22 protein-coding genes are annotated in these 21368 nt (G+C 57.2%); 21 read left to right on the forward strand and 1 reads right to left on the reverse strand.

Annotated features, from left to right (window positions below):
- Positions 1-30: 30 nt before the first annotated feature.
- From BLU07_RS16595 to BLU07_RS16680, 18 genes are all read left to right on the forward strand, one after another.
- On the forward strand, positions 31-1452 hold the full coding sequence (locus BLU07_RS16595; RefSeq protein WP_092389133.1) for an MBOAT family O-acyltransferase: 1422 nt from the start codon (positions 31-33) through the stop codon (positions 1450-1452).
- On the forward strand, positions 1427-2440 hold the full coding sequence (locus BLU07_RS16600) for a hypothetical protein (protein ID WP_157719232.1): 1014 nt from the start codon (positions 1427-1429) through the stop codon (positions 2438-2440). The genes BLU07_RS16595 and BLU07_RS16600 overlap by 26 nt, the downstream gene beginning before the upstream one ends.
- A 116-nt stretch (positions 2441-2556) precedes the next feature.
- Positions 2557-3333 carry an ABC transporter permease gene (locus BLU07_RS16605; protein WP_197675033.1) on the forward strand — a complete coding sequence of 259 codons (777 nt, stop codon included), beginning with the start codon at positions 2557-2559 and terminating at the stop codon, positions 3331-3333.
- Positions 3323-4585: an ABC transporter ATP-binding protein gene (locus BLU07_RS16610; protein WP_092389137.1), complete on the forward strand. Its 1263-nt coding sequence runs from the start codon at positions 3323-3325 to the stop codon at positions 4583-4585. Before BLU07_RS16605 ends, BLU07_RS16610 begins: the two co-directional genes overlap by 11 nt.
- Positions 4586-4654: 69 nt before the next feature.
- Complete coding sequence (locus BLU07_RS16615) at positions 4655-5773, forward strand: class I SAM-dependent methyltransferase (protein WP_092389139.1); 1119 nt, start codon at positions 4655-4657, stop codon at positions 5771-5773.
- 8 nt (positions 5774-5781) lie between these two features.
- Positions 5782-7830 carry a glycosyltransferase gene (locus tag BLU07_RS16620; RefSeq protein ID WP_157719233.1) on the forward strand — a complete coding sequence of 683 codons (2049 nt, stop codon included), beginning with the start codon at positions 5782-5784 and terminating at the stop codon, positions 7828-7830.
- The gene (gene gspE / locus BLU07_RS16625; protein ID WP_092389142.1) at positions 7831-9516 is read left to right on the forward strand and encodes a type II secretion system ATPase GspE; all 1686 of its coding nucleotides are present in this window, start codon (positions 7831-7833) and stop codon (positions 9514-9516) included.
- Positions 9517-9518: 2 nt separating this feature from the next.
- Positions 9519-10748: a type II secretion system F family protein gene (locus tag BLU07_RS16630; protein WP_092389144.1), complete on the forward strand. Its 1230-nt coding sequence runs from the start codon at positions 9519-9521 to the stop codon at positions 10746-10748.
- A gap of 12 nt (positions 10749-10760) precedes the next feature.
- Complete coding sequence (gene gspG, locus BLU07_RS16635; protein ID WP_092389146.1) at positions 10761-11183, forward strand: type II secretion system major pseudopilin GspG; 423 nt, start codon at positions 10761-10763, stop codon at positions 11181-11183.
- Positions 11161-11637 (forward strand): GspH/FimT family pseudopilin, encoded by a 477-nt coding sequence (locus tag BLU07_RS16640; RefSeq protein ID WP_172830126.1) that lies wholly within the window; start codon positions 11161-11163, stop codon positions 11635-11637. The genes gspG and BLU07_RS16640 overlap by 23 nt, the downstream gene beginning before the upstream one ends.
- Positions 11634-12071 carry a prepilin-type N-terminal cleavage/methylation domain-containing protein gene (locus tag BLU07_RS16645; protein ID WP_157719234.1) on the forward strand — a complete coding sequence of 146 codons (438 nt, stop codon included), beginning with the start codon at positions 11634-11636 and terminating at the stop codon, positions 12069-12071. Before BLU07_RS16640 ends, BLU07_RS16645 begins: the two co-directional genes overlap by 4 nt.
- Positions 12071-12652 carry a PulJ/GspJ family protein gene (locus BLU07_RS16650; RefSeq protein WP_092389152.1) on the forward strand — a complete coding sequence of 194 codons (582 nt, stop codon included), beginning with the start codon at positions 12071-12073 and terminating at the stop codon, positions 12650-12652. Before BLU07_RS16645 ends, BLU07_RS16650 begins: the two co-directional genes overlap by 1 nt.
- Entirely contained in the window at positions 12649-13425 is a 777-nt protein-coding gene (locus BLU07_RS16655) for a hypothetical protein (RefSeq protein WP_157719236.1), read from the forward strand. The genes BLU07_RS16650 and BLU07_RS16655 overlap by 4 nt, the downstream gene beginning before the upstream one ends.
- A gap of 5 nt (positions 13426-13430) precedes the next feature.
- Entirely contained in the window at positions 13431-14522 is a 1092-nt protein-coding gene (locus BLU07_RS16660; RefSeq protein ID WP_092389156.1) for a PilN domain-containing protein, read from the forward strand.
- Complete coding sequence (gene gspM / locus BLU07_RS16665; protein WP_092389158.1) at positions 14519-15115, forward strand: type II secretion system protein GspM; 597 nt, start codon at positions 14519-14521, stop codon at positions 15113-15115. Before BLU07_RS16660 ends, gspM begins: the two co-directional genes overlap by 4 nt.
- Complete coding sequence (locus BLU07_RS16670) at positions 15112-15612, forward strand: hypothetical protein (RefSeq protein ID WP_092389160.1); 501 nt, start codon at positions 15112-15114, stop codon at positions 15610-15612. The genes gspM and BLU07_RS16670 overlap by 4 nt, the downstream gene beginning before the upstream one ends.
- A gap of 48 nt (positions 15613-15660) precedes the next feature.
- Complete coding sequence (gspD, locus tag BLU07_RS16675; RefSeq protein ID WP_157719237.1) at positions 15661-17811, forward strand: type II secretion system secretin GspD; 2151 nt, start codon at positions 15661-15663, stop codon at positions 17809-17811.
- Between the two features lie 22 nt (positions 17812-17833).
- On the forward strand, positions 17834-18286 hold the full coding sequence (locus tag BLU07_RS16680) for a hypothetical protein (RefSeq protein ID WP_157719238.1): 453 nt from the start codon (positions 17834-17836) through the stop codon (positions 18284-18286).
- Here the strand turns inward: BLU07_RS16680 and yihA are convergent.
- On the reverse strand, positions 18272-18895 hold the full coding sequence (yihA, locus tag BLU07_RS16685; RefSeq protein WP_092389166.1) for a ribosome biogenesis GTP-binding protein YihA/YsxC: 624 nt from the start codon (positions 18893-18895) through the stop codon (positions 18272-18274). The two genes, BLU07_RS16680 and yihA, sit on opposite strands and share 15 nt — an antisense overlap.
- Before the next feature lie 180 nt (positions 18896-19075).
- Here yihA and BLU07_RS16690 point away from each other — a divergent pair, with 180 nt between their 5' ends.
- The 3 genes from BLU07_RS16690 to BLU07_RS16700 all read left to right on the forward strand — a co-directional run bounded on the left by BLU07_RS16690 (position 19076) and on the right by BLU07_RS16700 (position 21361).
- A complete protein-coding gene (locus tag BLU07_RS16690; protein WP_092389169.1) occupies positions 19076-19687 on the forward strand; it encodes a c-type cytochrome in 612 nt (203 codons plus the stop codon).
- Between the two features lie 165 nt (positions 19688-19852).
- Positions 19853-20479: a thiol:disulfide interchange protein DsbA/DsbL gene (locus BLU07_RS16695; protein WP_092389171.1), complete on the forward strand. Its 627-nt coding sequence runs from the start codon at positions 19853-19855 to the stop codon at positions 20477-20479.
- A gap of 57 nt (positions 20480-20536) precedes the next feature.
- On the forward strand, positions 20537-21361 hold the full coding sequence (locus BLU07_RS16700) for an endonuclease/exonuclease/phosphatase family protein (protein ID WP_092389962.1): 825 nt from the start codon (positions 20537-20539) through the stop codon (positions 21359-21361).
- The last annotated feature ends 7 nt before the right edge of the window (positions 21362-21368 follow it).

The following is a 21368-nucleotide window of genomic DNA, read 5'->3' on the forward strand; positions in this document are numbered from 1 at the left end:
TTTACTTGTGCCGCATTGCCAGGCATCAATATGCAGTTTGATTCATTGACCTTTATCGGGTTTATGTTGGCCGTGCTTTTGCTGTACAACTGCATCGGGCAATGGGCAGGCAAGAAAAATCTGCTTTTACTGGCCAGCTATACCTTCTATGCCAGTTGGAATCCGCTTTTTTTGCCGCTACTGATGGTCACCACCACCCTCGACTGGTGGATGGCGAAAAGAATGCATATGGCCACTGGCCGGGCGAGAAAAGCCTGGTTGTGGGCGATTGTTCTGATCAGCCTTGGTGTGCTTGGCTACTTCAAATACAGCTATTTTGTGTTGCAAAACACGCACAGATTGCTCGACATACTCGGTGTCGGCTATACGCCACAGTATTTTGATGTGATTCTGCCGATCGGCATCTCTTTCTACACCTTTCATTCGCTCTCGTACTGTATCGATGTGTATCGGCGAAAATTTCCGCCGGTAGCAAACTGGCGCGACTACGCGCTCTATGTCTCTTTCTTCCCGCAGTTGGTTGCTGGGCCTATCGTGCGCTGGAGCGAAATGCGCGAGCAAATTGAGCAGCCACGCAGTGTCGACATCACTATGCTGGGTATCGGTGTGCTACTGATAGTGCTCGGCCTGTTTCAGAAGGTGGTCCTGGCAGATGGCATTTTTGCGCCGGTGGCCAATCTGTATTTTGCGCCCGATGCGGCCCTGAGTATGCAGACTGCCTGGATCGCCGCACTGGCGTTTACCGGGCAAATATTCTGTGATTTTTCCGGTTACACGACCTGTGCCCTCGGTGCAGCGCTAATGCTGGGTTTCAGGCTGCCCGTCAATTTCATCAATCCCTATGCCGCTGTCGGGTTTTCCGATTTCTGGCGTCGTTGGCATATTTCATTGTCCAGCTGGTTGCGCGATTACCTCTATATAGGTCTGGGCGGCAATCGTTTGGGACGCTGGATGACTTATCGAAACTTGATGCTGACCATGCTGCTGGGCGGTTTATGGCATGGCGCAGCCTGGACCTTCGTTATCTGGGGTGGGTTACACGGTGCGCTGCTGATCGCGGAGCGTTGGCTGCAAGCCGGGATTGCGCCTCTGCAGGAGAGTTTTACCTGGCTGCTAAAGCCACTAGGCTGGTTGCTGACGTTTCTGCTGCTGGTCGTCACCTGGGTATGGTTTCGTGCAGAAGGCGTTACCTCAGCCTGGACGATCCTGCAAACCATGTTCACTATCAGCGGGGCTAGCAGCTTGACGGCGGGCTTGCGCAGTGCCGACAGTCTGGCATTGGCAGGCATTGCAGGCCTTGTTATAGGTCAGTGCTGGCTGGGCCGGCGTAGCCTGCATGCTCAGCTTATGCGCCTGCCGGCCCCTTTGCTGGGGGGAATAGTCGCCTTGCTGGCGGCTGCGATCATGCTGTCAGCGGGGGAAAGCCATGCTTTTATCTATTTCCAGTTCTAGAGGCAAGCGCTACTGGTTGCTGGCCGCTGTCAGTATGCTGGGCACGATAGTACTGATACTGGCATTGGCAGAATGGTATTGGGCAAGGCAGGGCTACCTTGCAGATGTGGTTGACTCGCGGCAATTGTGGGCATTGCAGCGGGACAAAGCCCATGGTGACGATGTTGTCGCCTTTCTTGGCGCATCCAGAACCCAGTATGGCGTTGATCTTGCTGCAGCAAAAACAGAGTTGCCGGGCTGGCGCATGGCAATGCTGGCAATCAATGGGCATTATCCGTTGGCTACTTTGCGCGATTTGGCCGAAGACACCGCCTTCAAAGGCCGGGTAGTGGTGGATGTTGATGCGCGCGGTCTGGCAATCGCCAGCCGTTGGGATCAGCAGCCCTGGGTGGATTACTATCATGCCCAGTGGACGCCGGCATGGGCCTTGCACCGACGATTGCTGTCGCTATGGCAGGAAATGATGGCAATCGGCAGTCCGGAACTCGGGGCCTTGCCATGGCTTCGCAGAACCCTGGATGCTGCACCTGCACCATGGAAATCACACGCTGATATGCGTTCAGACCGGACCGGCGCGCTGGATTTTACGCAGGTGGACCAGACCCAGGCCGCCGCCGCTTTCGCCGCTGGAATGCGCGAAGGCCTGCGCCTGTTTCCGCCACCACCGGCAGAACAGTGGTTGGCCGATCTCGCTGAGGTCGCTGAATGGATCAGGGCGATTGAGCAACGGGGGGGGCGTGTCGTGCTCTATGAGCCGCCTGTGAGTGGCCAACAAAAGGAATTGGCCGATGCCGCCTTCCCGCGGTCAGAATACTGGGACCAGATAACGCCCCGGTACGGTATCGAAACATTGACCTTTCGTGACGTGGAAACGCTTCAGGCCATCGACTTGCCGGATGAATCCCATGTTGCGGGTGCAGATCGGGCTGGCTATACCAAAGCGCTGATTGAAGTGCTGCGCACACAGGGCTTCTTTGCCGAGGACTGATGGGTCAATGCGACAGGCAGATGGCAAATCCGCTACACTCTGCCGCCTGTTGCACCGCAACTGGCAGTGTTGAAACCGACAATGCAGTTTTTGAAAGGCAAGCCGACGAGCGACCCATGTTGAACTATCTGAACCTGCTGCGACAAATTACCCTGCGCGATATTCTGTCTCGCTACAAGGGCGCGGCAATGGGCCTGGTCTGGTCCTTTGTTACGCCATTGGCGATGCTGGTGGTGTATACCTTTGTATTCAGCGAGGTATTTGGTGCCCGCTGGCATGTGGGAAGTGATGATCGGGTAGGTTTTGCCATCAACCTGTTTGCCGGGCTTATTGTGCATGGTGCTTTTGCTGAATGCGCATCACGGGCAACCGGGCTGATTGCCCAGAACCAGAACTATGTGAAGCGTGTGGTGTTTCCATTGTGGTTACTGTCGCCAATGGTAATGCTGTCGGCATTGTTTCATGCCATGATCAGCTTTCTGGTTCTACTGCTGGCATTTGCCTGGTTCTATGGTTTTGTGCACTGGCAGGTGATTTTCTTGCCAATCGTTTTATTGCCTTACGTCATTTTTTTGCTCGGCGTGATCTGGCTGTTGTCGGCGCTGGGTGTTTTTCTGCGCGATATCGGACAGGTGATGCCGGTACTCATAACCGCCATGCTGTTCATGGCGCCGGTGTTTTATCCGGTCAATGCCTTGCCGGAAGCCTTCCAGGGCTGGTTGTATTTCAACCCGTTGACGCCGGCTATCGAGATGATCCGAGCTCTGCTGGTTGTGGGTGAGTTGCCCTCTCTGGCGCTGTATTGCAAGTACAGTCTGGCTTCAGCCCTGGCTGCTGCCTGTGGTCTGGCATTTTTCCTGCGCGTCAGAAAGGGGTTTGCCGATGTCCTCTGATACCGTCATTGAGATCAATGGGGTCGCCAAACACTATGCCAAGGTGGCGTCGCCGCTGCGCTTGTTATGGCGCCTGCTGATCGGCAAGAGTCGCGAGCAGCAGGATGACTTTGTAGCCCTGGACCAGGTCAGTTTCTCCGTGGAGCGCGGCCAAACGGTGGGCATCATCGGGCGTAACGGCGCCGGAAAATCAACCCTGCTGCAGATTGTCTGCGGCATTCTGGCGCCAACCCATGGCCAGGTTGCAGTCAAAGGGAAGGTGGCAGCCTTGCTTGAGTTGGGAGCAGGCTTCAATCCGGAATTCACCGGCCGTGAAAATGTCTACATGAATGCGGCAGTGCATGGCTTGAGCCGTGAGCAAGTAGATCAACGGATGCCATCCATTCTGGCCTTTGCCGAGATCGGTGACTTTATTGATCAGCCGGTCAAAACCTATTCCAGCGGCATGTTTGTGCGTTTGGCCTTTGCTGTTATTGCCCATCTGGATGCCGACATACTGGTCATCGATGAAGCCCTGGCTGTCGGTGATGTGTATTTCACCCAGAAATGCATGCGTTTTCTGCGTGATTTTGCCTCGCGGGGGACTCTGCTTTTCGTCAGTCACGATACCAGCTCAGTCATCAATCTGTGTCAGCGTGCGCTCTGGCTGGAAGACGGCAAAGTGCGCATGCAGGGAACGGCGAAAGAAGTCAGCAACAGCTATCTCGGCTCCTTTTATGAAAACCGCCTGAATGAGCTGGATGGTGGCGAAGTTGACGCTAGCAAGTCTGCTGCAGCGGAGGCCTCACCGGTAGTGGCGGCTGGCGAGTTTGGTCTGGGTGGGGCGCGCATCGAGCGTTGCAGTCTGCTGGACGCTGATGGGCAGTTACTATACAAGCAGACCGGTGCCGGTCAGGTTACCCTGCAGGTTGCCTGTCGAGCCGAACAGGCACTTGAGCAGCCTATTGTCGGTTTTTATATCAAGGACCGCCTGGGCCAACCGATTTGTGGCACCAACACCTTGCAGCAGGGCATCTCCTGGCCGTCACAGGCGGCAAATACTCAGTGGCAGGTTGAGTTTGTTTTCGATTTGCCTTTGCTGGCAACGGGTGACTATTCCCTCACCGTCGCCCTGGCTGCGGGGGATCAGGAAAACCACGTTCAGCACCACTGGATACACGATGCGCTGACCTTCAAGGCCAAGGCTGATCCGCACCTCAGTGGCATGTTTACCCTGAGTAAAGTGGATTGCCTGTTGAAAGGCCGATCCTGATCAGCTTTACTCGCCTGCACTCTGCGCCTAAAGTGTTCGCCTATCATTACAGCAAGGTTATTCGCTTACATGCCCTCACCGACCTTTGATCTGTTAACGCTGGCCCGTTGGGTCCAGATGCCTGAACGTCTGACTAGTATCGAATCCTGGCATCGCCACATGCCTTTTGCATTTGCCCTGTTGCAGATGAGCAAGCCATCTGTGCTGGTTGAGCTGGGTACCCATCGGGGCGATTCTTACTGCACCTTCTGTCAGGGTGTAACGCATCAACAACTGCCGACCCGTTGTTATGCCGTGGATACCTGGCAGGGCGACAGCCAGGCCGGCTTCTACGATGATGCGATCTATCAGGATTTGTCACAGTGGCATGATCCACGTTTCAGCCGTTTTTCCAGCCTGTTGCGCATGACGTTTGATGAGGCGCTCGAGCACTTTGCCGACGGCTCGGTCGATCTGCTGCACATTGATGGCCTGCACACCTATGATGCGGTCAAGCATGACTTTGAAAGCTGGTTGCCGAAAATGTCTCCCCGCGGGGTCATCCTGTTTCATGACACCAATGTGCGCTGGGGTGACTTTGGTGTCTGGCAGTTATGGGCCGAACTGGCCGGTGAATATCCTTCCTTTGAGTTTCCGTTTGGCTTCGGGCTGGGCGTCCTTGCGGTAGGTTCCGAAGTGCCACAGGCAGTGCTGGACTTTCTGGCCTATGCAAACAGCAATACCGAAAAGACGGTAGATTTCTTTTACCGCCTGGGTGATGCGGCGCAGGCGCTCAAGGTCAGTGCCGAATTGCAGAAGGTAATAAGCCAGCGCGAGGCAGTAGGTAGTCAGTTGCAGGAGCTGCGTGATCATTTGCAAGCGGTGGAGCAGGCGCACGCAGAAGAAGTAACTGGACTGCACACGGTGCTTGAGAGTCGTCATGCTTCGCAGCAACTGGTTAATGATCTGCATCAGCAGTTGGCTGATCAAAAACTGGCGAATCAAGAATTGCAACGGGCGCGGCAAACCTTGCATGCCGAGGCCAGCAGTCTCAGTGAGCAGGCTCTGTATTGGAAAGGGCTCTCGCATGATGTGACGGCCAGTCGCTGGTGGCGTTTGCGCAGCCGTTTGCTGCGTTTGTTTGGCCGGCAGGACCCTTACCGGAAAGCCCGATTGGAGACTGAAGGGGATTTTCCAACCCCGCGATAGACGTGATTGTGCCGGTCTATCGCGGGCTGGAAGAAACCAGGCGCTGTATCGAAAGTGTGTTGGCCAGCGAGCTGGGGCCGGATGTGGAGCTGGTTGTGATCAACGATGCCAGTCCCGAACCTGCCCTGGTCGACTGGCTGAATAGCCAGGCAGCGCGTTTTACCCTGTTGCACAATGAGAGCAATCTGGGTTTTGTCGCTACCGTCAACCGGGGTATGCGCCTGCATCCTGAGCGTGATGTCGTCTTGCTCAATAGTGATACCGAAGTGGCAGGTGATTGGTTGCCACGTTTGCGTCATGCCGCCCACTTGTCAGCCGATACAGCAACACTGACGCCCTGGTCGAACAATGCGACCATCTGCAGTTACCCGGACTTTTGCCGTGACAACGCCCTGCCGGAAGGTTTTGCTCTGTCGTCGCTGGATCGGTTGTGCGCCACGGCGCTGGAAGGGCAGCGCGTTGAAATCCCGACAGCCATCGGTTTTTGCATGTATATCCGCCGTGCCTGTCTGGATGCGGTCGGGCTGTTCGACGAGGCCAGCTTTGGCAAGGGCTACGGCGAGGAAAATGAATTCTGCATGCGCTCGGCCCGGTCAGGCTGGAAGCACTACCTCGCTGCGGATGTGTTTGTTTATCACGCTGGTGGGGTGAGTTTTGCCGCCAGCCAAAGTGAGCATCAAGGTCACGGGCATAAGGCGCTGTTGCGTCTGTTTCCGGATTACGACCGGATGGTGCAGGCCTTTGTTGCCAGCGACCCGGCATGCAGCTTGCGTTTTGCGCTGGATATGTTGCGTATCGGGGCCGTCGATCAGCCACGCATTCTGCTGGTCAGTCATACCCGGGGTGGCGGCACCAGCCGTCATATCAGCGAGTTGGTCACCCAGCTGCAGGGCCAGGCGCAGTTCCTGTTGTTGCAGCCAGATACTGAAATGGGTGCCATCCGCCTGGGGTTGTTCGATGCCCAGGGGTGGCATAACCCTCAGCTCTTCAGTGGCGCTCAGGCTGAATGCCTGGAGGGGTTGTTGCGCGCCCTGCAGCTGACCCGCATTCACTATCATCACCGGGTGGGACTGCATCCACTGTTTCTGGATATTCTCGATCGCCTGGCATTGCCAGCCGATCTGACCCTGCACGATTACTATCTACTGTGCCCGCAGATAACCATGACGGATGCAGTCGGACGTTATTGTGGGGAGCCTGACGAGTCGGGGTGCAATCGTTGCCTGCAGGAACGTCCGGTGATCGGCGCCGACCATATCGCCCATTGGCGCCGACACAGCCGGGACTGGTTGCAGGGCATGACGCGCATCTTTGCCCCCTCGGCAGATACTGCAACCCGCGTGCAAGCCTATTTTCCGGATGTCCAGGTGCAGGCTGTCTATCATGAGCCCGAGCTGTCGATTGCGCCGCCGCGGGTGCCGGCACTGGCAGCGGATGAGCCCCTGCGGATTCTGGTCCTGGGTGCCCTGAGCCCGTTCAAAGGCCCCGATACCCTGGAGGCCTGTGCTCAGGCGGCTGCCCGGGATGGGGTGCCGCTGCAGTTTCACTTGTTGGGCTTTGCCTATCGGGAGCTCAATTGTAACGCGTCGGGTTATTTGCAGGTGCATGGACGCTATGCGGAGGCTGATCTGCCTGCTTTGCTGGCGCAATTGCAACCACACCTGGTCTGGTTCCCGGGCAGTTGTCCGGAAACCTGGAGCTATACGCTCTCTGCGGCTCTGGAAGCCGGTTTGCCTGTGGTGGCGCCCGCTCTGGGAGCATTTCCCGAGCGCCTGGCCGGCCGAGAATGGACCTGGCTGGTCGTACCCGACCGGCCTGTCGATGCGATCAATCAACACTTTATGCAGTTGCGTGAAGTAATCCGTGAAGGTCGGCCACCCTTGACGACTGAAGGCAGCATAGCCACTGACAGCTTTCGCTATGCCACTGATTATTTCTCGCCAGATGAGCGGGCTGTGCAGCCGGCAGCCAGCAACGATATACTGGCGCATTTACGCGGTCTGTTACCACCTCCGGCGCTGGGGAATGGTGTCCGATTGACAGCAGGGAGAGAGTAAATGCAGGACCTGGGGCAATGGTTGATCGACGCGGGCAAGATCTCTGCAACGGATTTGCAGCGTGCCGAGCAGGTGCAGAAGCTCTCGGGTGGCAAGCTGAACAGTATCCTGACCCGTCTCGGTCTGCTGGCCGAGCGTGACCTGGCTGATATTCTTGCTGAACAGCATGCCCTGCCGCGGATCAACGCTGACGATTACCCTGAATTGCCGCCCGAAGGGCTTGAGGCCATTTCTCCGCTGTTCCTGCGTGAGCAACAGGTGCTGCCGTTGCGCAGCGAGGATGGCGTGCTGAGTGTGGCCATGGTCGACCCGGCGGACGATTTTTTGCGTCAGTCTCTGGGGTTGGCCAGCGGGCAATCGATCAGCCCGCAAGTGGCGCTGGGTTCTGAGCTGGATGCCGTCTGGGAGCGCTGGTACGGAGAAGGCGCGCGTGAGGCCGAGGATGATGAAACCGCGGTGCTGGAAGCCGGGGTGGCGGATGAAGATGACGTCGAGCGGCTGCGCGATCTGGCCAGCGAGGCGCCGGTTATCCGCCTGGTCAACAGTACCTTTACCCGTGCGCTGGACAGCCGGGCCTCGGATATTCACGTCGAGCCCTTCGACAAGCAGCTGGTGATCCGTTTTCGGATTGATGGCGTCATGCAGGAAGTGGAACGCCCGCCGTCACACCTGGCGCCAGCGGTCATCTCGCGCCTGAAAATTCTTGCCAAGCTGAATATTGCCGAGCGACGTCTGCCACAGGATGGGCGTATTCAGCTGCGCCTGCAGGGCCGGCTGATTGACCTGCGGGTATCCACGGTGCCGACCATGCATGGTGAAAGCGTGGTCATGCGGATCCTCGACAAACAGAGCATGAATCTGAATCTGGATGCCATTGGCCTGTCGGATCAGGTATTGAACAATCTCAAAGCGGTGCTCGATCGCCCCAACGGCATTTTCCTGGTAACCGGCCCGACCGGTAGCGGTAAAACCACGACGCTGTATGCGGCACTGAGCCGATTGAATACCGTGGATCGCAAGATTCTGACGGTGGAAGACCCGGTGGAATACCAGATTCCCGGGGTCAACCAGATCCAGACGGCCAGCAAGGTCGGGCTGGACTTTGCCAATGCGCTGCGTTCGATCCTGCGTCAGGATCCGGATGTGGTGATGATTGGTGAGATGCGTGACCGTGAAACTGCCGGCATTGCCATTCAGGCAGCGCTGACCGGGCATATTGTATTGTCTACCCTGCACACCAATGATGCACCGAGTGCCATAACCCGCTTGCTGGATATGGGGCTGGAGGATTATCTGCTGACCTCTACGGTGAATGCCATCATGGCGCAGCGTCTGGTGCGCGTGCTCTGCCCGGAATGTCGTACCCCACAGCAACTGGATGCGGATGAAATCGAACACATGCAGGTCGCTCATCTACTGCCTGCCGGCGAGCCTACGCTGTGGCAGGCCACCGGTTGCAGCGCCTGCGCCCATACCGGTTACCGCGGCCGCATGGGGATTCACGAAATGCTGATGATGGACGATGCAGTACGCCATCTGGTGTTGCGCCGGGCCGGTAGTGAAGAGATCTATCAGGTGGCGCGGGCGGCAGGCATGCGCACCATGTTCGAGGATGGTTTCACTAAAGCGTTGGCCGGGCAGACGTCACTGGCTGAGGTGCTGCGCGTTGCGCAGCTGGCTCGCTGAGTATGGCTTTTTTCAAGTACCAGGCGCTGGATCAGGCGGGCAAGCAGCGACAGGGCGTAACCGAGATGGCCAACAGCGACCGGGTCGCCGACTGGTTGCTCCGCGAAGGCTTGGTCCCGGTACGTATCGAAGCAGTTGATGGCCCCGGCAAAACCACTGCTGGCAGCTCCCGTCGTGGCCTGCTGAGCCGGAGACGCAAACGGCAGAATCCGCGTGAACGCATGCTCGCCTTTACCCGTGACCTGTCAGTGATGCTCGGCTCGGGTTTGCCGCTGGACAAAAGCCTGCAGTTGCTGGAAAAGATGGCCGAGGGTGACGGCAATGACATGATCCGTGCCCTGCGCGAAGATGTGCGCAAGGGGGTCGGTCTGGCCGAGGCCTTCGCCAATCGTGAGACGTTTTCTCCCTTTTATGTCAGCATGATTCGCGCCGGTGAGGCCAGTGGCACGCTGGATCAATCCCTGCGACGCATGGCGGAGTATCTGGAGCGCGCCAAGGCGTTGCGACAGATGGTCATGGCCGCATTGACCTATCCGGCGATCCTGTTTGGCGTGGCGGTGTTTTCGCTGGTGTTTCTGCTGGCCTGGGTGGTCCCGGGATTTGCTGACCTGTTCAGTGATATGGGGGGGGAGTTGCCGACTCCAACCTACGTCGTCATGCAGGCCGGGAATTTCATGGCGGCCTGGTGGTGGCTGGTGCTCGGCGGCATGGCCGGGTTGATCTGGCTCGCCCGTTACCTGTGGCGGCAACCCGGCTTCAAGTCGGCGCTGGATGCGAGAGTGCTGGGCTGGCCGCTGGTTGGCGAGCTGGTGCGCAATATTGAAACCTCACGCTTCAGTCGTACTCTGGGGGTTTTGCTGCAAGGTGGCGTGACCATGATCACGGCCTTGGCGATTGCTCGGGAAACCGTGACCAATACCACCCTGAAAACTGAACTTTTGCGCGCCGAAGCAGCCCTAAGGGAGGGCCGCTCACTGAGCACCACGCTGATCGAGAGCGAGCGTTTTCCGGTCATGGCCATGCACATGATTCAGGTCGGTGAAGAAACCGGCCGCCTGGAAGATATGCTGCTCAAGGTGTCGGATATATACGAAGATGAAGTCGGCAGCGTGATCAAGCGCCTGTTGGCACTGCTGGAACCGGCGCTGATCCTGACTCTCGGGATGTTGATTGCCGGCATTATCATATCCATTTTGCTGGGTATTCTCGGGGTCAATGAACTGATTGGTTGATGGAGTTGAATAATGTTTGCACGTAAAAGACGCCAGCGCGGGTTTACCCTGATCGAGCTACTGGTGGTGTTGGTGATTCTGGGTCTGCTGATGTCTATTGTCGGCCCGCGGGTAATGAAATACGTGTCCAGCTCGCGAGGCGATACGGCGCGTATCCAGGTTGAAGAATTGGCTTCGGCACTGGATATGTACTACCTGGAAGTTGGCCGTTACCCGAGCCAGGAACAGGGCCTGGAGGCCTTGATCGAGGCGCCGCCCGGCGTGGAAAGCTGGGCGGGCCCTTATCTGCGCAAGTCGACGATTCCAGATGATCCCTGGGGCAATGCCTACAATTACCGTTTCCCCGGTCAGCATGGTCCCTTTGATCTCTATTCACTGGGCGCGGACGGCCAACCCGGTGGTGAAGGCGAGAATGCTGACATCGAGAGCTGGTAAGCCGGGCAATTCGACCGGCCGTGGGTTTTCGCTGATGGAAATGCTGGTGGTTCTGGTTATTTTCGGCCTCGCCTCAGCGTTGGTGATTCCGGCATTGGGTGGCCTGTTCAAGGCGTCGGTCACAGATGTTGCCCGCGACCTGCATGCCGGGTTGCGCCAGGCTCGCGGTCAGGCAGTGTTGCAGCAGCAGCCAGTCAGTTTCTGGCTGGACCTCAATGATCATGAGTATGGCATCGGTAGCGAGATTCAAGGTGATTTCCCGCAGGACTGGTCGCTGCAGGTCAGTGTCGCCAGTATGGCTACCCGTGATTCACGGGCCGGCTTCGTGTTCTATCCGGATGGTACCTCGACGGGTGGCAATGTGCTGCTGGATGCCGAAGGGCGTGCCTTTCGTCTCGAGGTTGACTGGCTTACCGGGCGGGTAACCAGTCAGGAACAGGGTGGCCTGCCTTGAATCGCTGGTGGCCACGCAGGCAACGATCGTCCCGCCGGGAGCGTGGATTCACTCTGCTTGAAGTGCTGGTTGCTTTTGTTGTCGCCACCTTGTTGCTGACCGTGCTGCTGCGCGCCTTTTCCTCTGGCCTGACCGGATTGGCACGGGTTGATCGCCTGAGCATGGCAGCATTGGTGGCTCAGTCACGGCTGGCTGAGGTGGGTGTGACCGAGCCTTTGCAGCCAGGTACTTATCAGGGGTCCGAAGACACTGATTACGAATTTAGCTGGGAGGTCGATATCCGCCCGCTGGACTGGGAGTATGCCGGGTTGTTGAGTGATCAGAGCCGGGTACTCTATCGGGTCGAGGTACGAGTGACCTGGCCGTCGGTGCGCGGCGAGCAGACCTTTGTCCTGATGACCCTGCGCAATGCACCTCTGGAGCTGGACCTGTGATGCGTTCGCGTGGTTTTACCCTGATGGAAGTGCTGGTAGCGCTGACCCTGACCGGTTTGTTGGTGCTGGTGCTGTTTGCCGGCTTTCGTGCCGGGATCAAGAGCTGGCAGCTCGCGGATCAGCATACCGAGCGCATGGAAGAAAGCCGGCAGTTTGTCGCCATGCTCAATCGGCATATGCAGCAATTGCAGGCGGGTATGGTCATGTCGGATGATTTTGTTCGCTTGCCGGCCTTGGCCGGTACGGCAGATAGCCTGCGTTATGTTGCGCCTTTGTCCCTGTCGACCGGCAATCAGCTCTATCTGATTGAAATTGTCTCCGAATACCAGGGCGAGTCGGGGGTCTGGTTGCGCTATGGGCCATTCACCAATGGTGAGCACTTGTCGGCAATTTTTGCTGATGCCGAGTTTGTGCAGGTCGGTGAAAATCTGCGATTGGCGTTCGCTTTTCTCGGCGAGGAAGAGTGGCAAACAGAATTTGCCAGCAGTGAAATGCTGCCTCGACTGATCCGGGTACAGCTGTTTCAGGGCCAGCGTACCTGGCCGGCACTGGTGTTCGGTGTGCCGCAGGGGGATGCATGACAGGATCACGGCGTCATCAACGGGGTGCGGTGCTGATTCTGGTGCTCTGGATCACCAGTCTGTTGACGATTATGCTGGCGGCTTTCAGCATGACAGTGCGCATTGATCGGCAGGTGGCCGGTGATATGCTGCAGCAGGTGCGGGCCCAGGCAGCAGCAGATAGTGTGCTCAACTATCTGGCGGCGGTGCGGCAGGTAGACCCCGACAGGTGGGAGTCAATGCCGGGTGAAGTTTTTCGTTTGCCCTGGGAAGGGCTGGATGTTCATTTTCGGTTGATACCTGAAACTGCATTCGTCAGCCTGAATACCGCACCGGAAGACATGCTGGAAGCGGTTTTTGCCGGGCTGGAGTCGGCAGATGCCCGGAGTCTGGCAGCTGCCGTCGTCAGACGTCGTGAAGGTGATCTTGAAGCCGCAGAAGACATTGACCGTCAGCCACGGCCGTGGATATCCGTGGATGAATTGTTGTTGCTGGGCGATGGCCTGGAGCGAGTAGCAGGCTTGCACCGGTTTTTTACCGTGCATGGGAGTCATGTTGAGGTAGACGCACGTTTTGCCGCAGAGCCACTGCTGGATTTGCTGGGCGGCACCGATTACTTGCAGGAATCGCAGGAAGATGCAGCCCTGACCACGGATGCTTTCAGGATTCAGATTGAGCTGGGTCAGGGAGTGCGTCGCCGGCGGTTGGAGGTCTCGGCGCGCTTCGTTGCGGATGGGGTGGGGTATCAGGTTTTGCATACAAACCTGTACAATGTTTCATTTACTCTGGACTGATCTACATGCGACTTGATGTCGGCAATCTGAAATTGTTCGGGCTGGACCTCAATGCGGCTTTCGCCTGGTGGCGGGATGGTTTGCGTGCGGCAATGCCGAGCTGGTTGTTGCCGTCTTTTGTTCGCCCCGCCCCGCGGTTGGTCGCTCTTTGGGATGGGCAGCAGGTGTCCTTGTACCAGCCGGGTGGTGTCGAGTTGGCACGCCTGGAGACGGCGGCGCTCGAGGTGGCTGCGGACGGGGTTCTGCAAGCAGATATCAAGGCCCTGGATGTTGATACCGGGCTGCTGCAGTTGGAGCTGGAGCTCAGTACCGAGCAGGTATTGTTGCGTCGTCTGGATCTGCCGGTTATTGATCCGGCAAAGTTGCGGGAGGTGGTGCGCTGGCAGTTGCCGCGGTTAACGCCTTTTTCTGCCGACCAGTTGTACTATGCGGCCGGCGTTGCGGATGACAGCGCTCCCTATCTGTTGGCCATTCCGCGGGCCAGTGTGGATCCGGTGATTGGTCACATCGAGCGGCTGACCGGTTTGACCGTGGCCCGCCTTTATCGCGAGCCTGCCACTGAAGAGACATTGCCGCGTCTGAATCTGTTTGGACAATCCCGAGTTCCCGGTCGTTGGTGGCGACGGCTGAATCGCAACACACTGATACTGGCTGTCCTTCTGCTGGCGCTGGGCATGGCGGCAATTGCCCCGGTCTGGGTCGCCCGTGAACAGGTTATCGCCCGCAAGCAGGAGTTGTTCCGCGTGCATGCAGGCGTGGTTGGTACCATGGAAACCCGCGACCAGTTGACCCAGCGCCTGGAGATCATCAACGCCTTGCAGACAGAACGCAGCTTGCCTCCGGTTTCATCGCTGATAGCCGAACTGGCCGAGCGAGTGCCGGACAGTATTTTTCTCACCGAGGTACGCGTTCAGGGTGAGACGCTCAAGATATCGGGCAGTGGGCTTGAGGTGGTCAATCTGATTGATCGGCTGAATGCTTCGCCGCTGTTTGTCGATGCCCGCTTTAACTCGTCGGTCAATCGCAATTCACGTACTGGACGCGATCAGTTTACTGCCAGCCTGCAAGTGGTGCCCCGGCAGGAGGGTGAGCAATGAAAGCTGTCAACCTCTCACGGCAATCGCTGATCAGCCTGTCTATTTTGCTCGGCTTGTTGCTGCTACTGCTGCTGGTGGCTCTGGCCCCCTTGCGCAACCAGATGGAACGTTACGAGTTCGAGTTGTTGCGCGATGGACGCATGTTGCAACAGTTCAAGGGGGTTGCTGCCATTCAGCCCGGAATCGATGCTGCGGGCCAGGAGTTTTCCGAGCGTGGTCTGGAGCAATGGGTGTATACCGAGCGTTCGCCGTCGGATGTCGAGCTGGACATACAGCGCCGGATAACCGAGGTGCTGAATGAGCAGCAGGCCGAAATGGGCAGTATTGCACCGCAGCCCGCACGTACCCGGGGTGAGCACTTGAATGTGGGTGTTCGCGTCCGTTTTTCCGGTAGCATGCCAGCCGTTCTGGCGACTTTTACTGCCCTTGAGCAGAGCCAGCCATTGTTGATGCTGGAAAATGTCAGTTTGACGCCACAGCGGGTGCGCGCGCGGCGGGGGGAAGTACCTGCACAACGGGTGGATGTCGATTTGACGGTATCAACCTTGATGGCGGCACCGCCTGCTGCCGAGCCGGCGGAGGGAGGTGCATGAGCCATTCGAGTATCGCCCGGCGAATCACTCTGCTGCTGACACTGGCCCTGATTCTGGTCGTGTGCTGGATCCTTGCTGTATTGCTGTTGTCATCCCCTGATCCCGTCCGTACACCCCAAATGCAGGTACCACAACTGCCGGATGCGTCTTTTGATGACGCGATGTCGGCAGACCTGGAGCCTGCCTTGTTGCGTCCGTTGTTCTGGGAATCACGTCGGCCGATTGAAGAAGTGGACGTTACCGAACCGGCACCGGCGGAACCCCAACAAGCAGAACCGCTGAAGGATGTGACCTTGCTGGGGGTGTTGCTGGTCGGCGATCAGAGAAGCGCGATTGTGCGGCACGCTGGCGAGGTGGTGCGTTTGCAGGAAAACGATGAACTGGCGGGTTGGACCCTGTTGCGGGTTTACCCGGATAAAATTGAGTTGAGATCTGGCCGGCGAACGCACAGTCTGCCGTTGCGTGAACCATTATCGCCACAGATTCAATTGCAGTAAGTCAGGAGTATCTAATCCATGGACGACATCAACCGAGATCATGATGCTATGAAGTCACTATTTTTACCGTCGCCTCCACTGCTGCTGAAAGCCTTGCTGTTGGCCTCTTTCTCCATCCTGTCTGCATGTGCGGCTTTTCCGGACAATAAGGATGTCGACACCCGGCCAATCAACATGATGCGCACGCTGGCGGAAGACCCGGACTCTTTTGCCGAAGAGGACGTTGATGAGGAGCCGCGCGAGGCGCGGACCTTGCTGGAGCAGCCCGGTACCGGACGTTTTCTGCAGGATCCCGGATCGGCGAGTGCCGTGACCGATCAGGGTGATGGGGTCAATATCAATTTTGAGAGCGCTCCGCTGGCTGACGTGTTGCGGGTGATACTGGGTGATCTGTTGGAGGTGCCGTACTCCCTGGAGTCGGGCATTGACGGTACCATTACGCTGGTATCGACCGACCCGGTACCGCGCGATGTGCTGATAGAAATGCTTGAGTCTGCTCTGGAAGTGCAGGGCATTGCCATGGTCAAAGGCGAGAATGGCATTTACCGGGTTGGCAATTCCGAGGCCTTGCGTCGTGAGGTGCCGCTGCAGACCTTGAGTCAGGAACGCCTGCAGGGCTACAGCGTACGCATTGTTCCGTTGCAGCATCTGGGCGTTGCCGAAGCGCAGAAGATTCTTGAGCCTCTGGGTATGGGGCCGGCCATACTGCGTGCCGATCCTTTGCGCAATATTCTGATGTTGGGTGCTGCCGGCCCGCAAATGGAAAACGCATTGCGCACCTTGCGCATGCTGGATGTGGATGTGCTTGAAGGCATGTCGATCGGCATCTATGAAGTAGCCAATCTGGATGCTGCAGCTCTGGTTGAGCGGGTCAATGCCATGTTGTCGACCCCGGAAATGGAAGGACTGGCTGGTGCGGCGCGTATGGTGCCCCTGGAAGAGCTGAACAGTGTCATGGTGATTGCACCCAGGGCCGACACCCTGAATACGGTGCGTGACTGGCTGAATCGTCTTGATTCTATCGGCCTTGATGATGAGCAGGCGGGTACCCAGCTTTACGTCTATAACGTCGAAAATGGTGAGGCCGTCCAGATAGCCAATCTGCTGGGACAAATCTTTGGTGGCACAACCGGAGGCAGTCAATCACGGACTTCCGGAACGACGGCACCCGGTCTTGAGCGCAGTGAGCTGTCCTCCGGGGAAGGATCATCAGGTGGTTCGGGTAGTTCAGGTGCTTCCATCAGCACAGCGTCCAATCGCTCAAGTGGAAGCACTAGTACAACCACCGACAGTGGAACTCGTATTGTAGCGGATGAAGTCAACAACAGCTTGTTGATCATGGCCTCGGCGAAAGAGTGGCGCAGCATTCGTTCGGCCCTGGACAAATTGGATAAAGCCCCGGCACAGGTGCTGGTGGAAGTCTCGATCTGGGAAGTTACCCTGAGCGACGAGCTGAGCTTTGGCATCGACTGGTTCTTCAATACCAACACCAGTGCCGATGGCACCATCGGTGGCGGGCGGCTGTCACTACAGGATGGTGGTTCGGTCAGCCGCGCTGCACCCGGTTTCTCCTATTTGTTTACCGGCTCTGACTGGCGGGCGGTGATCAATACCCTGGCGGCAAAGTCGGATGTGCGCTCTCTGTCGTCACCCTCGATTCTGGTGCTGGATAATCGTGAAGCCAAGATTCAGGTGGGCGCCCAGCAGCCATTCCGCTCCAGCCAGACGGTGAATACCGGCAGCGATGTACTGACCCAGAATGTAGAGCTCAAGGACACGGGTGTGATGCTTAGCGTCAAGCCGCGCGTCAACGCTGGCGGACTTGTGGTGATGGATATTCAGCAGGAAGTGACTGATGTCGGCGAACTGGACCAGGCGACCGGGCAACGAACATTTCTCAAGCGCAATATCGAAAGCTCGGTCGCTATCCAGAGTGGCGATACCATCATCCTGGGCGGCCTGATCCAGGACCGCAATACTGACTCGGATGCCGGTATACCCTGGCTGAGTCAGGTTCCGGGATTGGGCTACCTGTTCGGAACTACTTCGCAAGAATCCAATCGAACAGAATTGCTGGTCACCATTTCGCCGCGGGCAATCAACCAGTATCAGGATTTTGATCGTATTGGTGATGAGTTCCGCGACAAGATGCAGGGGCTGGCAGAGTCCTTTCGAGAAGAGTTCTCAACGGAATACTAAAAGCTTTAGCTGGAGTTAACAGATGGCCTCGTTACGACATGTATGTATTGTTTCTGTGTTAGCTGGAAGCTTGTTGTCAGGTTGTGCGGCTTTGCAGGAATTGAATATTGTTGAAAAGCCCGAAGATGAAGTGGCGCGTTTGGCGCAGCAGCAATTTGACTTTATGCGCGCTGGTGAGTTTGACAAGGCCTATGTGCTGATGTCTCCGGGATACCGGGCATTGAAATCAGAGTCTGCCTACAAAATGGACAACCGGGGGGCCAGGCGCTGGCAAACAGCCGATGTAACCCAGGTAACCTGTCAGGAAGAACGCTGCAATGTGTTTGCTGAAATTACCTTGACTGAACCTGCTTCAGGCCCGCAAATGAGGCCATCGCAGATGCGTCCTGCCGGCGAAAGGGCAAGCATAACCATGAACATGGAGCAATTGTGGCTGAAAACCGGTGAGGGCTGGAGGAAGTCAAGAAATCTCTGACATCAGCCACTGTTCAAGCTTTGCGTACGCTTCATCCAGCCCCTGACGTTTGGGCGCCGAGAACAGCTGAACGCTGACATGGCCGCCAAACTCCTTGCGCACCCTGCTCTGAACCTGGAGCAGGGTGTTCTTTCCCGCACCATAATTAAGCTTGTCGGCTTTGCTCAGCAGGATGTGCAGTGGCATGTCGGCTCGCTGGGCCCAGTCGAGCATCATGGTATCGAAGGGGCTTAACGGGTGGCGCACGTCCATCACCAATACCAGGCCCACCAGCGCCTGACGCTCACTCAGGTAGCTGTCCAGGTGGCGCTGCCAATGATCCTTGAGTGCCAGTGGCACCTTGGCGTAGCCATAGCCGGGCAGGTCTACCAGGCGGCGTAGCTCGTCCAGCTGGAAGAAATTGATCAACTGGGTGCGTCCGGGGGTTTTCGAGGTGCGCGCCAGGCGAGCATGGGTCAGGGTATTCAGTGCGCTGGATTTGCCGGCATTGGAACGCCCGGCGAAGGCAACTTCACGGCCAATATCGGGCGGGCATTGCTCGAGCTTGTCGGCGCTTTTGATGAAGCTGGCTTGCTGGCAGAGTGTAACCAGAGGTGTCGAATCGGTCATTGGATGTCCATAGAGTGGCAAAGCGGCTGGTCAGGTCATTCACCTGGGCTGCAAGCTTAGTATATAATGCTGCGGTTTTATATCTGGACTGAATGCCTGTTTGCAGCCAAGCTGTTGCATGGTTAGCATGAAGGCAGGCAGGACCATACTATTTTAATACAGCCGTTATTGGATTAGCCGATGAATAAATTACTTGTCAGTCTGGTATTGTCTCTCGGGATCGCCGGCACAGCCCATGCAGCTGAATTGGGTGATGCTGAAGCCGGTGCAGAAAAAGTGGCAACCTGTTCTGCCTGCCACGGCGCCGATGGCAATAGCGTTACCCCGACCTTTCCCAAGCTGGCCGGCATGGGTCAGCATTACCTGTTCAAGCAAATGCTGGACCAGAAGGAAGGGCGCCGCGTGATCGTCGAGATGACCGGCATGCTGGACAATTTTGATGAGCAGGATTTGCGGGATATTGCCGCTCACTTTGCATCCCAGACCATGGCTCTTGGTGTAGCTGATCCCGAGCTGTATGAGCGCGGTCAGGCCATTTATCGTGGCGGCGATATCGAGACAGGCCTGCCGGCTTGTACCGGATGCCATTCGCCGACTGGCAAGGGTAACGACCCTGCCGGTTACCCGCGACTGGCTGGTCAGCATGCTGAATACATCACTACCCAATTGACCAACTTTCGTGAGCACGAGCGCACCAACGATGGTGACAGCGAAGTCATGCGCACTATTGCCGGCCGTCTGAGCACTCGGGATATCGAAGCAGTATCGAACTACATTCAGGGCCTGCGCTAATCACGAAAGCCTTGCTGGATGTTGTAGCAAGCTGTGCAAAGAGGGTGGCATCTGCCACCCTTTTTATTATCCACCTGCTGAATATGGCGGAAGACTGTCGGGAATCTTTTCCCCGGCGACAGGTCATACAGACAGCATGAGAATAACTGCCTACAGGAGACATACATGCGTGCGTTGATTTCGGTAATGACAATTGCCTTGCTGGCTATGGTAGCCAATGTACAAGCCGATGAATATGAAGCGGGTGTGCATTATGTGGAGTTGCCGGCTCAGGCACCGACTCAGCATGAAGACAAGGTCGAGGTGACCGAGTTGTTCTGGTATGGCTGTGGTGGTTGTAATGCTCTGGAACCCTTGATCAATGCGTGGTATCCGGATTTGCCTGAGGATGCCTACTTTCGTCGGGTACCCGCCCTGTTTGGCGGAACCTGGAATACGCATGGCCAGCTGTACTACACCCTTGAAAGCCTGGGCAAGCTGGATGAGGCCCATGACGCGGTATTTCATGCCCTGCATCAAGACGGTCGCCGCATGACGGAGCAAAGCGAGATTCTTGATGTGCTGGAGCCTTACGATATTGATGCAGACGCCTTCGAGAAAGCCTGGAACTCCTTTGGGGTCAACAGCAAGATGAGCCAGGCGCAACAATTGGCGCGGACTTACCGGGCCACCGGGGTGCCAACCCTGATCATCAATGGCAAGTATGTGATTCAGAACAATGCCACCAGCGGTTTCGAAGAGGTGCTCAAGATCGCTGATTATCTGGTCGACATGGAGCGTGAAGCGCTCTGAGGATTACCCGGGATGGCCGCTGATCGTCCCCTGTGGCGGCGCTCGCGTAATGGCTTGATGCTGCCAGCCACTGCACAGGTAAACCACCTGTGCAGTGACAGTGCCGATTGCCTCCCTGATGTGCTGAGGCTGCTCAGTTTCAATATTCAGGTGGGAATCAATACTCAGCGCTATCACCACTATCTGACCAAAAGTTGGCAGCACCTGTTTCCCCATGCCGGGCGCCACCTGACGCTGTCGCAGATAGGTCGCCTGCTGAATAATTTTGACCTGGTTGCCCTGCAGGAAGTCGATGGTGGCAGCCTGCGTTCCGGTTACGTCAATCAGGTGGAACATCTGGCGCGAGAAGGCCAGTTCCGTTACTGGTACCAGCAACTCAACCGCAATCTCGGGCGCTTCGCCCAACACTCCAATGGCTTGCTCAGTCGCTTCGCCCCACTGGTGCTGGAAGATCACAAGTTACCCGGCTTCATGCCTGGACGCGGGGCAATTTTCACCCGCTTTGGGGAGGGCGATGATGCCATGCTGGTGGTTATGATGCACCTGGCGCTGAGCACCCGGGCGCGAGCCAGTCAATTGGCCTACATCCGCGAGCGTATCGCTGACTACCGGCATGTTGTACTGATGGGTGACATGAACACCCATGCTGAAGATTTGCTCGAGCATTCGCCTCTGCGCGGGAGTGCCCTGCATACCGCCGAGCTGCCGGGCACCTTCCCCAGCTGGAAGCCGGCGCGTGCGCTTGATCATATTCTTCTGACGCCGAGCCTGACTATCGAGCAGGTTGACGTATTGCCGCAGGCAATTTCCGATCACTTGCCGGTTTCCATGCATATTCGTTTACCTGACGGCTTGCGCGGGCAACGCCGGACTGGCAACTGAAGCCAGA

Source organism: Halopseudomonas salegens (genome assembly GCF_900105655.1).
Taxonomy (GTDB): domain Bacteria; phylum Pseudomonadota; class Gammaproteobacteria; order Pseudomonadales; family Pseudomonadaceae; genus Halopseudomonas; species Halopseudomonas salegens.

Bases quoted from the DNA above. Each gene is read 5' to 3' on its own strand.
- BLU07_RS16595 (WP_092389133.1), top strand. From the start codon at position 31: ATGCAGTTTGATTCATTGACCTTTATCGGGTTTATGTTGGCCGTGCTT.
- BLU07_RS16600 (WP_157719232.1), top strand. From the start codon at position 1,427: ATGCTTTTATCTATTTCCAGTTCTAGAGGCAAGCGCTACTGGTTGCTG.
- BLU07_RS16605 (WP_197675033.1), top strand. From the start codon at position 2,557: ATGTTGAACTATCTGAACCTGCTGCGACAAATTACCCTGCGCGATATT.
- BLU07_RS16610 (WP_092389137.1), top strand. From the start codon at position 3,323: ATGTCCTCTGATACCGTCATTGAGATCAATGGGGTCGCCAAACACTAT.
- BLU07_RS16615 (WP_092389139.1), top strand. From the start codon at position 4,655: ATGCCCTCACCGACCTTTGATCTGTTAACGCTGGCCCGTTGGGTCCAG.
- gspE (WP_092389142.1), top strand. From the start codon at position 7,831: ATGCAGGACCTGGGGCAATGGTTGATCGACGCGGGCAAGATCTCTGCA.
- BLU07_RS16630 (WP_092389144.1), top strand. From the start codon at position 9,519: ATGGCTTTTTTCAAGTACCAGGCGCTGGATCAGGCGGGCAAGCAGCGA.
- gspG (WP_092389146.1), top strand. From the start codon at position 10,761: ATGTTTGCACGTAAAAGACGCCAGCGCGGGTTTACCCTGATCGAGCTA.
- BLU07_RS16640 (WP_172830126.1), top strand. From the start codon at position 11,161: ATGCTGACATCGAGAGCTGGTAAGCCGGGCAATTCGACCGGCCGTGGG.
- BLU07_RS16650 (WP_092389152.1), top strand. From the start codon at position 12,071: ATGCGTTCGCGTGGTTTTACCCTGATGGAAGTGCTGGTAGCGCTGACC.
- BLU07_RS16655 (WP_157719236.1), top strand. From the start codon at position 12,649: ATGACAGGATCACGGCGTCATCAACGGGGTGCGGTGCTGATTCTGGTG.
- BLU07_RS16660 (WP_092389156.1), top strand. From the start codon at position 13,431: ATGCGACTTGATGTCGGCAATCTGAAATTGTTCGGGCTGGACCTCAAT.
- gspM (WP_092389158.1), top strand. From the start codon at position 14,519: ATGAAAGCTGTCAACCTCTCACGGCAATCGCTGATCAGCCTGTCTATT.
- BLU07_RS16670 (WP_092389160.1), top strand. From the start codon at position 15,112: ATGAGCCATTCGAGTATCGCCCGGCGAATCACTCTGCTGCTGACACTG.
- gspD (WP_157719237.1), top strand. From the start codon at position 15,661: ATGAAGTCACTATTTTTACCGTCGCCTCCACTGCTGCTGAAAGCCTTG.
- BLU07_RS16680 (WP_157719238.1), top strand. From the start codon at position 17,834: ATGGCCTCGTTACGACATGTATGTATTGTTTCTGTGTTAGCTGGAAGC.
- yihA (WP_092389166.1), bottom strand. From the start codon at position 18,895: ATGACCGATTCGACACCTCTGGTTACACTCTGCCAGCAAGCCAGCTTC.
- BLU07_RS16690 (WP_092389169.1), top strand. From the start codon at position 19,076: ATGAATAAATTACTTGTCAGTCTGGTATTGTCTCTCGGGATCGCCGGC.
- BLU07_RS16695 (WP_092389171.1), top strand. From the start codon at position 19,853: ATGCGTGCGTTGATTTCGGTAATGACAATTGCCTTGCTGGCTATGGTA.
- BLU07_RS16700 (WP_092389962.1), top strand. From the start codon at position 20,537: ATGCTGCCAGCCACTGCACAGGTAAACCACCTGTGCAGTGACAGTGCC.